This is a genomic window from Clostridium sp. AF22-10, from assembly GCF_003478725.1.
Classification (GTDB): domain Bacteria; phylum Bacillota; class Clostridia; order Lachnospirales; family Lachnospiraceae; genus Otoolea; species Otoolea fessa.
The window spans coordinates 25,406-39,367 of the sequence record NZ_QUFZ01000011.1; the positions used below are offsets into that span (position 1 = coordinate 25,406).

The 13,962-nt window shown below is 51.1% G+C and carries 13 protein-coding genes and 1 pseudogene; 2 read left to right on the forward strand and 12 right to left on the reverse strand.

The window, feature by feature from the left end:
• Positions 1 to 79 precede the first annotated feature (79 nt).
• The 5 genes and pseudogenes from DWX91_RS09510 to DWX91_RS09530 all read right to left on the reverse strand — a co-directional run bounded on the left by DWX91_RS09510 (position 80) and on the right by DWX91_RS09530 (position 4,159).
• Positions 80 to 1,300, reverse strand: a complete 1,221-nt coding sequence (locus DWX91_RS09510; protein WP_117796283.1) for an aldo/keto reductase — start codon at positions 1,298 to 1,300, stop codon at positions 80 to 82.
• On the reverse strand, positions 1,297 to 1,977 hold the full coding sequence (locus DWX91_RS09515) for a GntR family transcriptional regulator (protein WP_107000683.1): 681 nt from the start codon (positions 1,975 to 1,977) through the stop codon (positions 1,297 to 1,299). The genes DWX91_RS09510 and DWX91_RS09515 overlap by 4 nt, the downstream gene beginning before the upstream one ends.
• Positions 1,961 to 2,872 carry a 4-(cytidine 5'-diphospho)-2-C-methyl-D-erythritol kinase gene (gene ispE / locus DWX91_RS09520; protein ID WP_118471402.1) on the reverse strand — a complete coding sequence of 304 codons (912 nt, stop codon included), beginning with the start codon at positions 2,870 to 2,872 and terminating at the stop codon, positions 1,961 to 1,963. Before ispE ends, DWX91_RS09515 begins: the two co-directional genes overlap by 17 nt.
• Positions 2,873 to 2,927: 55 nt before the next feature.
• Positions 2,928 to 3,629: a GNAT family N-acetyltransferase gene (locus DWX91_RS09525; RefSeq protein WP_118471404.1), complete on the reverse strand. Its 702-nt coding sequence runs from the start codon at positions 3,627 to 3,629 to the stop codon at positions 2,928 to 2,930.
• 3 nt (positions 3,630 to 3,632) lie between these two features.
• Positions 3,633 to 4,159, reverse strand: a pseudogene (locus tag DWX91_RS09530) (peptidylprolyl isomerase).
• 283 nt (positions 4,160 to 4,442) lie between these two features.
• On the opposite strand from DWX91_RS09530, the gene DWX91_RS09535 reads away from it, so the two are divergent.
• Positions 4,443 to 4,787 carry a hypothetical protein gene (locus DWX91_RS09535; protein WP_118538683.1) on the forward strand — a complete coding sequence of 115 codons (345 nt, stop codon included), beginning with the start codon at positions 4,443 to 4,445 and terminating at the stop codon, positions 4,785 to 4,787.
• 461 nt (positions 4,788 to 5,248) lie between these two features.
• On the opposite strand, the gene DWX91_RS09540 is transcribed toward DWX91_RS09535, so the two are convergent.
• Both DWX91_RS09540 and DWX91_RS17430 read right to left on the reverse strand, forming a co-directional pair.
• Entirely contained in the window at positions 5,249 to 6,202 is a 954-nt protein-coding gene (locus DWX91_RS09540) for an alanine:cation symporter family protein (RefSeq protein ID WP_412693872.1), read from the reverse strand.
• Entirely contained in the window at positions 6,088 to 6,606 is a 519-nt protein-coding gene (locus tag DWX91_RS17430; protein WP_243024527.1) for an alanine:cation symporter family protein, read from the reverse strand. Before DWX91_RS17430 ends, DWX91_RS09540 begins: the two co-directional genes overlap by 115 nt.
• 241 nt (positions 6,607 to 6,847) lie before the next feature.
• Here DWX91_RS17430 and DWX91_RS09545 point away from each other — a divergent pair, with 241 nt between their 5' ends.
• Positions 6,848 to 7,825, forward strand: coding sequence for a zinc dependent phospholipase C family protein (locus DWX91_RS09545; RefSeq protein WP_117796288.1), 978 nt, complete (start codon positions 6,848 to 6,850; stop codon positions 7,823 to 7,825).
• A 136-nt stretch (positions 7,826 to 7,961) separates the two neighbouring features.
• Here the strand turns inward: DWX91_RS09545 and DWX91_RS09550 are convergent, their stop codons facing one another.
• From DWX91_RS09550 to rfbH, 5 genes are all read right to left on the reverse strand, one after another.
• Positions 7,962 to 8,555: a hypothetical protein gene (locus tag DWX91_RS09550; RefSeq protein ID WP_181357194.1), complete on the reverse strand. Its 594-nt coding sequence runs from the start codon at positions 8,553 to 8,555 to the stop codon at positions 7,962 to 7,964.
• A gap of 188 nt (positions 8,556 to 8,743) precedes the next feature.
• Positions 8,744 to 10,489 carry a D-alanyl-D-alanine carboxypeptidase family protein gene (locus tag DWX91_RS09555; protein WP_117796289.1) on the reverse strand — a complete coding sequence of 582 codons (1,746 nt, stop codon included), beginning with the start codon at positions 10,487 to 10,489 and terminating at the stop codon, positions 8,744 to 8,746.
• A 14-nt stretch (positions 10,490 to 10,503) separates the two neighbouring features.
• Positions 10,504 to 11,460, reverse strand: a complete 957-nt coding sequence (locus DWX91_RS09560) for a glycosyltransferase family 2 protein (RefSeq protein ID WP_118471767.1) — start codon at positions 11,458 to 11,460, stop codon at positions 10,504 to 10,506.
• A 110-nt stretch (positions 11,461 to 11,570) separates the two neighbouring features.
• A complete protein-coding gene (locus DWX91_RS09565) occupies positions 11,571 to 12,464 on the reverse strand; it encodes a LicD family protein (RefSeq protein WP_118471410.1) in 894 nt (297 codons plus the stop codon).
• A gap of 121 nt (positions 12,465 to 12,585) precedes the next feature.
• The gene (gene rfbH, locus DWX91_RS09570; RefSeq protein ID WP_118471412.1) at positions 12,586 to 13,941 is read right to left on the reverse strand and encodes a lipopolysaccharide biosynthesis protein RfbH; all 1,356 of its coding nucleotides are present in this window, start codon (positions 13,939 to 13,941) and stop codon (positions 12,586 to 12,588) included.
• Positions 13,942 to 13,962 lie beyond the last annotated feature (21 nt).

Consider the following 13,962-nt stretch of genomic DNA (forward strand, 5'->3'; position numbering starts at 1 on the left):
CTATTTCACCACATTTCTAGTTACTGTTCACGCATACGTGCCCAGTAACGGAAAAATGCCTCTTGCATTTATCCTCTCTTTACAGTCTCTTCCCTGCAAGAACCTCTTTATAATCCTTATAATTCTCCTCCAAAAGCTTCGGCGTATCCAGACCATACGGGCACATCGACTTGCAGTGTCCGCAATGCAGGCAGTCCTCTATCTTCTTCATCTTCGCCTGTCCCTCCGGGGAGAGGTATCTCGCTGACGGAGAACGGCGCAGAAGCAGGGACATACGCGCACAGTTGTTGATCTCGATTCCTGCCGGACACGGCATACAGTAGCCGCAGCCTCGACAGAATTCACCTGCCAGCTCTTTCTGGTCTTTTTCAATAACAGCTTTCAGCTCGTCCGTCAGTTCCGGTGGATTGCCGATGTAGCTTAAAAATTCGTCCAGCTCGCTTTCCTTCTGTACACCCCAGATCGGCAGTACATTCTCAAACTGTGCCATATAGGCATAGATCGCAGCCGAATTGGTCAGCAGACCGCCCGACAGACCCTTCATTGCGATAAATCCCATTTCGTGCTCCGCACAGGCCTTCGCCAACGCGATCTCCCGCTCGGTGGAAAGATAATTAAATGGGAACTGCAGGGTATCGTAAAGCCCCGACTCGATCGCCTCCTCCGCAATGCTCATGCGGTGGTTCGTGATGCCGATGAAACGGATTTTCCCCTGCTCTTTTGCCTCGAGCATCGCCTCATAAAGACCGCTTCCGTCTCCCGGCTTCGGACAGACTGCCGGATTGTGGAACTGGTAAATGTCCACGTAGTCTGTTTTTAAATTATGTAAACTCGTCTCCAGATCCTTCCAGAAGCCTTCCGCCGTCGTTGCCGCTGTCTTGGTCGCAATATAGATATGCTCGCGCACGTCGCTCAGCGCATAGCCGATCTTCTCCTCACTGTCCGTATAAAAGCGCGCCGTATCAAAGAAACGGACACCCGCATCATACGCCTTGCGAAGCAGTACCTTCGCATCATCAAAAGAAATACGCTGGATTGGCAGCGCGCCAAATCCATTTTTATTGACGATAATATCCGTCTTTCCAAGGGTAACCGGCGTACCGGCTACCCTTTCTCTTGCGTCCAGCATCTCTTTCAGTGCCTCGTCGCTGTCATCGATCCAGACATCCTCCTCATCGGCGTTGAGACCGAGATATTTTGCCAGTGTCCGCTCATCATCCGACCGGTTCCAACGAGAAATATAGCGATCGATTTCCTCAAATGGAACCTGTCCGGACAGGTACAATTCTTTAAATGTCATACTTCCTTCCGCTCCTTTAAATTCTTAAGTACCGTGATTTCCTGGTTATCTATGTGCCCCCTGGCTACCGCCTTTGCCTCCGCCATATGGCGCAGACGCAGTGCCGCCAATATTTTTTCATGCTCTAACTGCAGAATCTGCCGTTTATCCTCGTCCTTGATGTATTCCAGACGGAACCGGTACATCTGCTCACGCAGGTTGTTCAAAATCTGCACCAGACGCTTGTTGCGGGTCGAATGGTAGATCACGTCATGGTATGCCTCATCCGTCTCCGCGATCTTCATCGCATCGCCCTGATCAATCGCCGCTTTAAATGCTTTCTGTGCTTCTTCCAATGCCTGCATATCTTCTTCCGTCATGCGCTGGCACGCCAGCTCAATCGCCAGTTCCTCCAGCGAACGGCGCACTTCCAGCACATCTTTCAGGCTTTTTTCCGAAATCCGCGCCACCTCCGCGCCGCGCCGCGGAATCATCAGAACGAGTCCTTCCAGCTCCAGCTTGCGGATCGCCTCACGGATCGGGGTGCGGCTGACGCCCAGCTTCTGTGCCAGCTGGATCTCCATCAGGCGCTCGCCCGGTGCCAGCTCTCCCTTTAAGATTGCCTGCCGGAGTGTGTTGAATACCACATCCCTGAGTGGGAGATATTCATTCATTTTAACCTCAAAATTGTTCCCCATCTGCGTGCCCCTTCCTGTTGTAAAAACTAGTCAGGTATACCTGTTTCGCCAGATCCTGGCTGCTGCCATAGCGGAGTTCCTCATACGCCGCCTGCGCCGCCGTCTGGTTCGTAAACAAGCCAAATACGGTTGGACCACTTCCGCTCATCAAAGAGCCGTCCGCGCCCATCTCCATCATCTTATCTTTGAGTGTCTGAATCACCGGATTTTCCGGGATCGTCACCGTTTCCAGCACGTTTCCAAGCTGTGAAACGACGCCGGAGAGGTCTTTTTTCTCGATCGCCGCCCGCATCGCATCAATATCCGGATGCGCCTCTGCGCCCAGAGATGGCAGGTTTAAGTTCTCGTACACATGCTTCGTCGAAACGCTGACCGACGGTTTGGCAATCAGCACGCGGCACTGCGGCATCGGTGGAAGCGGTGTCAGGATCTCCCCGATTCCCTCCGAAAGAGCCGTTCCCCGCATGATACAGTACGGCACATCCGCCCCCAGACGGACGCCGCGCTCCATCAGCTCCTGTTTCGAAAGCCCCAGTCCGAACATCTTGTTGACACCAAACAGGACTGCGGCCGCATCGCTGCTGCCGCCTGCCATCCCGGCTGCCACCGGGATAAATTTCTTCATCTTGATCTCCACACCGTCGCGGATTCCAAACTCATCCATCAGAAGCTTCGCCGCGCGGTAACCCAAGTTATTTTCATTGTCCGGCAGATAATAAAGGTTCGTTGAAAGACGGATTCCCTCTTCCTCCGTCCGGTTCAGTTCGATCGCGTCGTACACGCGCACCGTCTGCATGATCATCCGCACTTCGTGGTAGCCGTCTTCTCTCCGGCGGACTACATCCAGACCGAGATTGATCTTTCCATATGCTTTCAGCTCCAGATGCCTGATCATCGGTCATTCCTCCCATCGTTCCCTTAGTGTAATCACACTAGATTGTATTTTTTCATTATTTTGTATACAAGTTATTATATCCTCTTTGCATACAAAATACAATAGAATCCTTACAGAATGAAGGTACCTGAACGAATCCCATTTTTTCCGCCAATATCCGTGAAGCCGTGTTGGAACGCTTCGTGCAAATCCGGATCTTATCCAGCTCCAGCGTTTCAAACCCATATTTCACAATCGCCCGGCAGGCTTCCAGCGCATATCCCTGACGGCGGAACGGTTCATAAATATGATATCCCAGCTCTCCGTCCGTCAGCCCCGCCTTTCCAACCAGCACACCGTCCGCGCGGCGTTCCAGCGCCCACAAACCGCACTCGGCAAAGCGGTACTGGTGTTTCCGGTATTCCTCGCGCTTGTTCCAATCAGAAAAAGTTCCGTCGGCATCCTCAGCGGATGCCGGTTCCAACGGATCGTCCTGGGAAAATTCACGGATGATGAGGCGGTCAGTTTCAGCAATGAGCCACGGGAGAGCCAGGTGGCGGCGGACGACGCGTTCCAGGAATGTTTCATCGGCGTCTTCAGGGTCTGTAATAAGGTAAAGGCAAGATGAATAGTCGGCCGGCTGTTTTTCCTCGTTTTCCCTCCATAAGCCAACAATAGCTCTCCCGGCTGCTTTCGCAGCCTGAAGAGCTTCGTTTTCATCGGAGAGAATCACCGGGTATGTCTGTCCCGCAATGGTTACTTCTCGTTCGATTGTCATAGATTATCTTTCTTTTCCTTTTTCCGGCTCCGGGTACTCCTCGCCGAAGGTGTCAACGGTCATCTTTTTGATCTTCTGCTCTTTCAGCGGACGATCGCCCCAGTCGGTGCGGACGCCGGCAATCTTGTCCACGATATCCAGACCTTCAACTATCTTCCCGAGGATGCATACTGACCATCCAGATGCGGGGAAGTCTCATGCATGATGAAGAACTGGGAACCTGCGGAGTTCGGGTCCATCGCACGCGCCATAGAGAGAACGCCCTTGGTGTGCTTGAAATTGTTCGTAAAACCATTCTGGCTGAACTCACCCTTGATGGTATACCCTGGACCGCCCATACCATTTCCATTCGGGCATCCGCCCTGAATCATAAAGCCCTTGATGACACGGTGGAAGATCAGACCATCATAAAAGCCCTTCTTGATCAGGCTGATAAAGTTGTTGACTGTGTTCGGCGCAATCTCTGGGTAGAGCTCTGCCTTCATGATATCACCATTTTCCATCTCAATGGTAACAACTGGATTTTTCATGTATGTTTCCTCCTGAATTTTAAAAAATACCTCATTAAGTGGTCACATTATACCATAAGAACGTTCGAAAATCGACTGTTTTTCGTTCCATATTTGTCCATTTTCTTTACATTTCGTAAGTTTCTCCTCACAATTCGTTCACATTTATGGCTTAAGATGTATAGCACAATGTCGAAATGGACATTCTATGCGAAAAGATGAATGTTGCGCTCAGGAATCATCATCTGTCCTGCATCATACATCTGTGAGCAAACTAAGTCAAAAGAAAGGTTGGTAATGTACTATGAAAAAAACATATTTTGCTATCCTGGGCGCGGCTGCGATCCTCTCGCTCGCAACCGCCTGCTCTTCCAAAAACGTGAATGAACCGACTGCTAATGAATCGTCCCAGTCCGCCTCCTCCGAGTCCAGCTCGAATGGCATGGACGAAAGCAGCCCGATGGATGATTTAAAAGAAGACGCCAAAGACGCCGTTCTTCCATCCGAAGGAACTGCCGATGCAAAACAGTCCACATTGACTGGTACGATCAGCGACATCAAAGACTTTATGTTTACGATCACCGCCGACGGAACCGATTATGAATTCAGCTCGAGCAGGATCAGAAACCGGACGGGCTTTCTGATGTAAAAGATGGGGATAAAGTTACCGTAACGTATACGGGAACCGTCAGTGAAGTGGATGCATTCAGCGGAACCGTTTTATCAGTTAAAAAAGCGGAATAAGGATTGTTGACACACTTTATACCCGTATTTTTTATGGCAGTCTTGACAGACGAAGCACGCAAAATATCTGCGCTTCCTGCCCAGGTTGCCATTTTCGATCCTCTGAACATAAAACATACTTACCAGGATCATGGAATCCATGTTCCGCGTTCATATTTCGTTCACACTTCATTAAAAAACCTTTTACACAATTAACATGGTTTCTTCACGATTTTTCCCTATACTATAACCATAGCAACAAGCAATGCTTACAAATTTTTTTCATAATACCGAGCTGAGTTTATATCAGCTCTCCTCCCTTTTTCAATACCAAAAGACTCTCACTGCTGGAGAGGTCTTTTGTTGTATCTGAATCCCTCAATTCTCTCACTGTTCCGGTCTTCGTACCTTCCTGCCAAGCACCACCAGCGCTGCAAGGTTTGGCACCGCCATCAGCCCATTGAAAATATCAGATACCGCCCAGACGGCCTCCATCCGGATGACGCAGCCGAGAAAGACCGAAACAAGATAACCCCCGTGATACAAAATACATATTTTGTCGGCGCGCTTCTGTGGGACATCCCGCATCAGCCATCCAAGGGCCTGATCGCCGATGTAAAACCAAGCAAGGATCGTGGCAAAGGCAAACAGCACCATGCACGCCGCCGTCACCATGCCGCCTGCATTCCCAAAACGGGCTGCCAGAGCCGCCGCCACCGCGCCGCTGCCGCCCAGGGAACCGATCTTCTCGGTCAGATTGTGTGGAAATACACAGAGCAGTAAAAAAGCGGTCAGGCTGCACCCTATGATCGTATCGAAAAACACCTCGAAAATCGCCCACATTCCCTGTTTCTGCGCTTCCTGCCTCTGTCTTAGCCTCCCCTTTCCCTCACTCATCCCATGCAGCACCGCCAGACTCCCCAGGCCCGCCTCATTGGAAAACACACCGCGCGATACCCCGCTCCGGATCGCCGCTGCCATTCCGTACCCGGTCATCCCGCCCGAAATTCCTGAAAAATTCAAAATACTGCTTCCATCCGTCTGTCCTGCATTATCTGCCAGTCCAAATGCCCCGCCCACAATGTTCCCCAATATTTCTGGTATCTGATCATAAAAGCTGAACACGGCGATTCCACCTGCCAGCAGATACAGCCCCGCCGATACCGGTACCAGCACCGAAGCCGTCCATCCGATGCGTTTTGCCCCGCCAAAGAGCACCACGGCAGTCAAAACTGCCAGTATGATACCGGTTCCAAGCGGCGGCAGGGACGCTGCATAGCGCAGACTATCCGCCAGAGCCCCCGCCTGTACCATACATCCCATTCCAAGCGACGCCAGCACGCAAAACAGGGCATAGCATTTTCCAGCGAAACAGCTCCAACCCCATTTTCCAGATAGACATAAGGTCCGCCCCCATACAAAATTCCCAGATAAACCTCCGTATATGCCAGCGCCATCCCCAGAAATGCCGCCGCCCACATCCAGAACACAGCACCCGGACCACCGATCGCCAACGCGGCTGCCACGCCCGTGATATTTCCCGTTCCGACCGTCGCCGCCAGCGCGGTGCAGGTCGTCAAAAGCTGTCCTTTCCCGCCGCTCCCAACCGTCTCTCCCCACCAGACTCTGATATGACGGATCGGAAATCCCCGCAGACGCACCATGCAGAGGACTCCAACCGCCAGAAACAGTCCCAGAAGCCACGGTCCCCACACCATTTTCTGTACGATTCTGAGCGCTTCCATCCGAGCACCTTTCTATATCTATTTTCACTCTATCAAACCAATCTTATGATTTACTATGATATTTCATTCTCCAAGCCGTGATATTGCCTTCCGAGAACTCTCTTTCCATTCACGTTTTCTTACACTTTCTGTAAACATCCGCAAACCCCATGACAAACCAGACCGGCAGTGCTACAATAAGCATATCGGACAGGCGGACAAATTTCCAAATCTCTGTCCTTCTGGAAAGGATGAAAACAATATGCCAGGTTTTACCACGCACTATATATTCGGCATGAAAGCATACAACGATATGCCGTTCACACCCTTAAAACACACGATCGCCAAATACCGCTGGCTCTACCAGCTCGGTCTGCAGGGACCGGATATGTTTTTCTATAATATCCCGATCCTGCGCCACCGCGATTACCGCAACGTCGGTTCCTATATGCACGAACACAAGGTAAACGCCTTTTTTGAGTGCTGTCTGCGCCGTATTGGAACCATCCGCTCGCGCCAGCAGCAGGAGGAAGCCATCTCCTATCTGGCCGGATTTATAAACCATTACATTGCCGATTCGATCTGTCATCCTTACGTGTACGGGCGTATCGGCTATCCAGTGGATGCCCCGACCTCCATGCATCACGGGATGCACGCACATCTGGAAAACGAGCTCGACGCGATCCTGCTCTGGAAATATAAAAAAAAGAAGCCGTCCGAATTTAACCAGACCGCCACGATCTGTCTAAATGGACAGGAAATCCAGTTTATTTCCCATTTCCTGGCTTCCTGCATCAACGAAACCTATTATCCGATCACCTACCGCAACAACTTCCAGGTTACTCCGGCGATGGTGCACCGCTCCATCTGGGCGCTGCGCTTCGGCTGTCGGACACTCTCGGACAAGAACGGCAAGAAAAAATTCGGCATTGCACAGGTCGAATCCATCTTCGTCAACCACCCAGTTGCTTCCGCGAAAATGGTAACGGACTCCGTAACCGACTACCGGAGCAGCTGTAACCTAAACCACGAAGCATGGGGCAACCCGTGGGATCCGACCCGCGTCTCAACCGCCTCGTTTGTTGATCTCTTCCATGAAACATTGGACAAATGCAGCCGTGTCTATGCGCTTTTAAACAGCGCCGTCACAGACAACATGCCGTTAGATAAACAGGATTTATCGCCGCTTCTGGCTGAACTGGGGAATGAGTCTTATCACAGCGGACTACCTGTTGAGTGAAAACACGTACTTCGGTTCCTGGTAAATAAAAGCTGTCATATGAAGAACACTCATCTGTTTCTCATATGACAGCTTTTTTGATCACTTTTCTCTTAATTATACACAGAAAATATCCCGTGTCTGTGCAGACAACCTCTTATTCTGCGTTCTCTGTCTCTTCCTCCGCCTCAGTCGTATCGTACTCGCCTGCTGCTTCTTTCTCTTTCACCTTGGAAATCAGCTCTTTGGTATCCGGAAGTTTGAAATCTGCGCCAGCCTCATAGGAACCACTGATAAACCATGCGTCCTCGTTATCCTGGTCGCTCTCCGGAACGATGCTGTAGGACAGTGCATACTGTTTCCACAGTCCGCCGTAGGAATCTTCACCGGACATCTCAATCGAGAAGTCCTGGGTGTGGACAATGTCGTTGAATCCCTTGATTAAATCTTCCGCATAGGTTCCTATCTGATCATCCGGCAGATCATCTGCCACTACCCAGATCAGCATGATCTGTTTCTTGTTCGGCTCCATATAGAAATGGAAATCGCGGCCGTACTCGTAGGTACTTGTATCCTTGAACATGTCTTCCGCGTCCGTGCTGACCTGTGTCCAGTCGATCTCAACATTTTCCTGGGTCTCAAAATTCGGATCTCCGACTACCGTCTCAGAAGTCGGTTTTACAATCGTACTCTCCGTGCATCCGCTGAGCAGCGCCATACACGCAACCATCATTATCAGAAGTTTTTTCATCGTGTTCTTCTATCCCTTCATTCACTCATTCACAGCCGGAACCAGCCCGAACCGCATGGCTATTATATAATATCGCCTTTTGTTTTTGTAGTCATTTTAGAAAAATTCAAAAAATCTTCATACTTTCCAAAATTTCCCGTAAACAATCCATCTGGACCATTTTACCGCCATTTAGCGCATCCAGGTTGTCAATCCAAATCCTCAACCGTAAGCTCTGTGTCATCCTCCTGCACACCCTGCTGTGTTTTAGCATCCTCTGCCTCTTTCTGTGCAGGTTTTTCTTTCAGCGGCTTCTTTTCCGTGGAACCAGTTCTTACTTTTCCACTCTCTGCCAGCCGGGACGCGGCTGCATCTGCCGCCGGAACCTGTCCTGAACCAGATCGCACATCCATGTCAGACTCCGCCTGCTCTGTGCTCTCATCTGCCTCCGCTGTGCCAGGCGCCCTGTAGGACGCGCCCATCCGCTTTTCAAGCAGTTTTTCAAACTCTTCCCGCGAACAGCCGATCTCCTGCAGACGCTGTCTTCTCCGTTTTCTCCGCTCCTCCTGGCGTCTCTTTTCTTCCTGATGACGCTGGTAGAACAACCATACAAGCGCCGCACACGCCGCTGCCAGAAGCACACTGACGACCACAATCAGCACCGTTCTCACCGATACTTTCGGAAGTTTCGGCAGGGTCAGGTGGAACGAAGATTTCGCCTGCTTCGGTTTTCCGGACGCGCCTGTATTGGATGCTGCCGGATCCGATGCCGTATTTCCGTCATCCGGAGCCGTCTCCCCGTTTGCTGCCGCTTCTGCCGCCGATGCGCTGATCAGATACACCTGTCCGATCTTGCGGTCGTTGTATTTGTAAGAAAGCAGTGCCACCGCGCCCAGCGGTGCATCCTCTGGCAGATCCGTTACCACCGTCTTCTCCGCATCCGCAAACGAAGCATCCTTCGGGATCGTGATGACTGCCGACGTATCCATCGATAAATCGGACGGCTGATAGCTATTGTCTCCGATCTGCACCGGCTGATCGCCGCTTGTGTATGCCGTCTCATTTTCCGAAATATTTACATTTTCAAACCGTAGAAAGCCGAAATCCAGCAATGCAATCGTATCCTGATAATGGGTCGCCTGCGTACTCTTCATCGTGACCGCAATCTGGCGTCTGTCATCCTTGATCGCATAGGTAACAAGCGTCTGCCCCGCAACGGATGTGTAACCGGTCTTTCCGGCCACCGCATATGGATAATAGTTCGGACTCTCTGTGTCAGTCGTGATAAGAAGCTTGTGCTCCGGCTGGATGGTCACACCGTCCGGATTGTTCTTCGTCGCCGGTAATCGGTAGCTCTTATCCTTACTGATCGTTAAAAGCGTGTCATTTTTATACGCCGCCGATGCGATCAGCGCCATATCATACACCGAAGTGAGCTGTGTGTCGTCATTCAGACCGGACGGATTCGCAAAATGGCTGTTCTCACAGCCAAGCTCCGCCGTCTTCTCGTTCATCATCTTCACAAAACCGTCGCGGCTTCCGCCCACATGCTCCGCCAGCGCATTCGCCGCCTGGTTGGAAGAACGCATCAGCAGCAGGTAGAGACAATCGCGCACCGAAAGCGTGTCGCCCTCCTCGATGGCGTTCTTGTTTCCGCTGCCATCTTCCACGTTGTAAACGGCATCGTGGGAAAATGTGACCGTATCATCCAGACTGCTGTTCTCAATGACTACGAGCGCCGTCAATATTTTCGTGATACTTGCCGGCGCCTTCTGCACATGGATGTTCTGCCCAAATAAAACCGCCCCGGAGTCCGCATCCATGACAATGCCTGCCTCCGACTCGATCCCCGTATCCGAGGGCCAGTCCGGCTTTGCAAATGCCGTCATCGGCATTCCGGCAGCCATCAGTGCCGTGATCATCAAACTTATCAGTAAACGTCTTAATCTCTTCATACGATTCCTTCCTGTCAGCTTTCCTTTTCCGGAAATCCTTTTGTATCATGAACGATATAAATTGGACGATCCTTCAATTCTGTAAACAGGATCGCGATATACTCCCCGATAATTCCCACAATCACGAACAGCATCGCGAACATAAAGCATAAAAGCACTACGATCGTCGCGTAACCATTGGGCGTTCCTTTGACCGCCCACTCATAAATCGTTTCCAGCATCACGAGCAGCCCCAGAAAGCCCACGATAATTCCCGAGTAAATGCCGAGCTTTAGCGGCAGATCCGAAAAGCAGAGAATCGTATTGATCGAAAATTTAAATAATTTACGAATACTGTACTTGCTCTCGCCCGCCACCCTGGCTCTCGCCTCATACTCGATGGTCGTCCGGTTAAATCCGATATTCTGCACATAGCCGCGCAGGAAACGCACTTTTTCCCGGTAATTGGTCTTTAACACCTGCGCCGCATTGGCAGTCAGCGCAAAGAAATCGGATGCGTTATTTTCCAGCTTCACATCTGAAATCTTGTTCAAAAATTTATAAAAAGCAGAAGACGTCAGGTTTTTGATGAATCCAGCCGATTTATTTTTCGTCCGGACCATGTTGATAACCTCATAGCCCTCTTCGAATCTTTCGATTATCTGCGCCACACATTCCGGCGGATGCTGCAGATCGGCATCCATACACACGATGCCCTCCCCGATGCTGTGATCCAGCCCCGCAAGCATCGCCGCCTCATGGCCAAAGTTGCGGGAAAAGTTGATCACACGTACCCGCGGATCCGCTGCCGCCAGTTCTGCCAGAATCTGCCCCGAGGCGTCCGCACTTCCGTCGTTGACAAAAATCAGTTCGTAATTCCACGGCAGCGCCTCAAAAATCGGAGTTGCCTCCCGATAGAACTCATGCAGCGCCTTTTCCTCGTTGTAAACAGAAATCACGATCGAGATCGTCTTTGGTTTCTGTCCGTTCATATTTTCCATCCTGTTCTGCATGGTCGACTGTCTGGTTTCATTTTTCTTCTTATCTTCCATGCTGTCTGTCCGTTTTTTCTTATCTTTCTTACTCATATTTCATCTTTCAATTAAGCATCCGGGTCATCCAAAATTTCGATCGCTATCGAAGAATGTGCCGGAACCCGTTTTTCCACCGGCGGCAGCGTCATATAGTCGCCGTAAATCCACTCCAGCACATGCTCATAGCCCGCCGGCACCATCAGCTTTGTGTCCTCAAACGGCAGATCCACCGCGTGCTCGCACCATGCGCCCTCCAGCGTTACATAGAGATAATCCGGCTGGTAATTGCTGTAATACCAGTGTTTCGTTTTCTTTTTGCGATCCTTCGCCGCTGCAAGTCTCTGCAGCTTAAATAAAACCGGCATCGGGACAAGGTGTCCCACACCTGCCAGCACACCAACCCGCAGCTTATCCATCAGGCTGTATTTGCTGAAATCAATCTGATCACGGTGTGCGATCGCCATTCCATAAATAACCTTCTGAAGAAATTTTGCGTTCCACGCGCCCACCTTACTATCCGGCAGGCGGTCAAGGACGAACAGATCCACCCAGAGATGGTTTAATTTTCCCTCATAAAACTGCATCTGCTCATTGTCCTCATGGACGCGGCTGTTGTCATAGATGACGCGCGTTGTAAAATCATAAAACACCTTGCCACCCCGGATCTCCTCCGGGCGCAGCAGGGACATTCCCTCCGGCAGCTCCCGCGGCGCTACCTTCAAAAACATCTCATAATTGGCACGTGTAAATGCCAGATCGACATCATCATCCCACGGGATAAATCCCTCATGACGCACTGCGCCCAAAAGTGTCCCGGAATCCAGCATATAGGAAATCTTGTATTTCCGGCAGATCCGGTCTATCTCCTTCAAAAGGCGCAGATTCGCCCGGTGAACCTTCTCAAGCCCCGGATACGGCGGCAGTTTGACCGCCCTGCGGCTCTCTGATTTTTCCTCATTCATGATGGTTGTCCCCTCATTTTCTTCTGCAACTGCTCATTCTCTGTCACAGCTGCTCATTTTCACAGGCATTTTCTTACAGGCAGAGTATCTCCCCGCCTGTGAATTGCCGCGGTCCCCGTCCCTACTGACGGCATGCCTCACGAAGTGTCTTTGCCATATAATCAATCATTTCATCTGTCATGCCCGGATAAACGCCGACCCAGAAGGTATCGCGCATGATACGGTCGGTATTTTCCAGAGTTCCGGCTACGCGGTAGCCGCAGTTTTCTTTCCGCATCTCATCAAAGCACGGATGCTTGATCAGGTTTCCGGCAAAGAGCATACGCGTCTGCACGCCCTTTTCCTCGACATATTTGACTACCTTGTTCCGATCCACGCCCTCTTGGCAGGTCAGAAGGAAACCAAACCAGCTCGGATCGGAATGCTCACAGGCAACCGGCAGGATATATGCGTCCTCGGTTCCGGCAAGTCCCGCTTTCAGACGGGCGAAATTGTGTTTTCTGCGCTCCACGAAGGATGGAAACTTTTCAAGCTGCGCGCAGCCGATCGACGCCTGCAGGTCGGTCGCCTTTAAATTATATCCAAAATGGGAGTATACATATTTATGGTCGTAGCCAAGCGGCAGCTCACCATACTGGCGGTCAAATCGGTGACCGCAGAGGTTATCGCAGCCGGACGGGCAGACACAGTCGCGTCCCCAGTCGCGGAAGGAACGGATAATCTTGTTTAAAAGCGGATTGTCCGTGTACACGGCGCCGCCCTCTCCCATCGTCATGTGGTGCGGCGGATAAAAGCTGGACGTTCCGATATCTCCGATCGTACCGGTAAAATGCCACTCGCCGTTCAGCTCATAGCGGCTTCCGAGGGCATCACAGTTATCCTCCACCAGCCACAAGTCATGACGGTCACAGAATTCTTTTACCTTCTGTAAATCAAACGGATTTCCCAGCGTGTGGGCAATCATAACCGCTTTCGTCTTTTCTGAAAGCGCCGCCTCCAGTTTGTCGGCGTCGATATTGTACTGTGGAATCGTCACATCCACAAATACCGGAACTGCGCCATACTGGATCGCCGGGGTTACCGTCGTCGGGAAACCTGCCGCAACCGTGATGATCTCATCGCCGCGGCGCACCCGGCGTTCTCCCAACAATGGGGAAGTCAGCGCCATAAATGCGATCAGGTTCGCAGAGGATCCGGAGTTTACAAGGGAACAGTATTTGACGCCCAGGTACTTCGCAAGCCCCGCCTCAAACTGATCGGTGTAACGTCCGGAGGTCAGCCAGAACTCCAGCGCACTGTCTACCAGATTGACCATCTCATGGTTATCGTAAACGCGGGACGCATACGGAATCCGCTGTCCCTCGGTAAATTCTTTTTTCTGATTATGATATTTATCGCAATACTCTGCCACCAGATCGAGAATCTGCTGACGCGCAGCCTCTTTTCCGTCCGACAGGGTTACTTTTTCTTCTGACATGTTTCTCCTCCTGCTTTTGCT

Bases quoted from the DNA above. Each gene is read 5' to 3' on its own strand.
- DWX91_RS09510 (WP_117796283.1), bottom strand. From the start codon at position 1,300: ATGACATTTAAAGAATTGTACCTGTCCGGACAGGTTCCATTTGAGGAA.
- DWX91_RS09515 (WP_107000683.1), bottom strand. From the start codon at position 1,977: ATGGGGAACAATTTTGAGGTTAAAATGAATGAATATCTCCCACTCAGG.
- ispE (WP_118471402.1), bottom strand. From the start codon at position 2,872: ATGATCAGGCATCTGGAGCTGAAAGCATATGGAAAGATCAATCTCGGT.
- DWX91_RS09525 (WP_118471404.1), bottom strand. From the start codon at position 3,629: ATGACAATCGAACGAGAAGTAACCATTGCGGGACAGACATACCCGGTG.
- DWX91_RS09535 (WP_118538683.1), top strand. From the start codon at position 4,443: ATGAAAAAAACATATTTTGCTATCCTGGGCGCGGCTGCGATCCTCTCG.
- DWX91_RS17430 (WP_243024527.1), bottom strand. From the start codon at position 6,606: ATGGAAGCGCTCAGAATCGTACAGAAAATGGTGTGGGGACCGTGGCTT.
- DWX91_RS09545 (WP_117796288.1), top strand. From the start codon at position 6,848: ATGCCAGGTTTTACCACGCACTATATATTCGGCATGAAAGCATACAAC.
- DWX91_RS09550 (WP_181357194.1), bottom strand. From the start codon at position 8,555: ATGAAAAAACTTCTGATAATGATGGTTGCGTGTATGGCGCTGCTCAGC.
- DWX91_RS09555 (WP_117796289.1), bottom strand. From the start codon at position 10,489: ATGAAGAGATTAAGACGTTTACTGATAAGTTTGATGATCACGGCACTG.
- DWX91_RS09560 (WP_118471767.1), bottom strand. From the start codon at position 11,460: ATGAACGGACAGAAACCAAAGACGATCTCGATCGTGATTTCTGTTTAC.
- DWX91_RS09565 (WP_118471410.1), bottom strand. From the start codon at position 12,464: ATGAATGAGGAAAAATCAGAGAGCCGCAGGGCGGTCAAACTGCCGCCG.
- rfbH (WP_118471412.1), bottom strand. From the start codon at position 13,941: ATGTCAGAAGAAAAAGTAACCCTGTCGGACGGAAAAGAGGCTGCGCGT.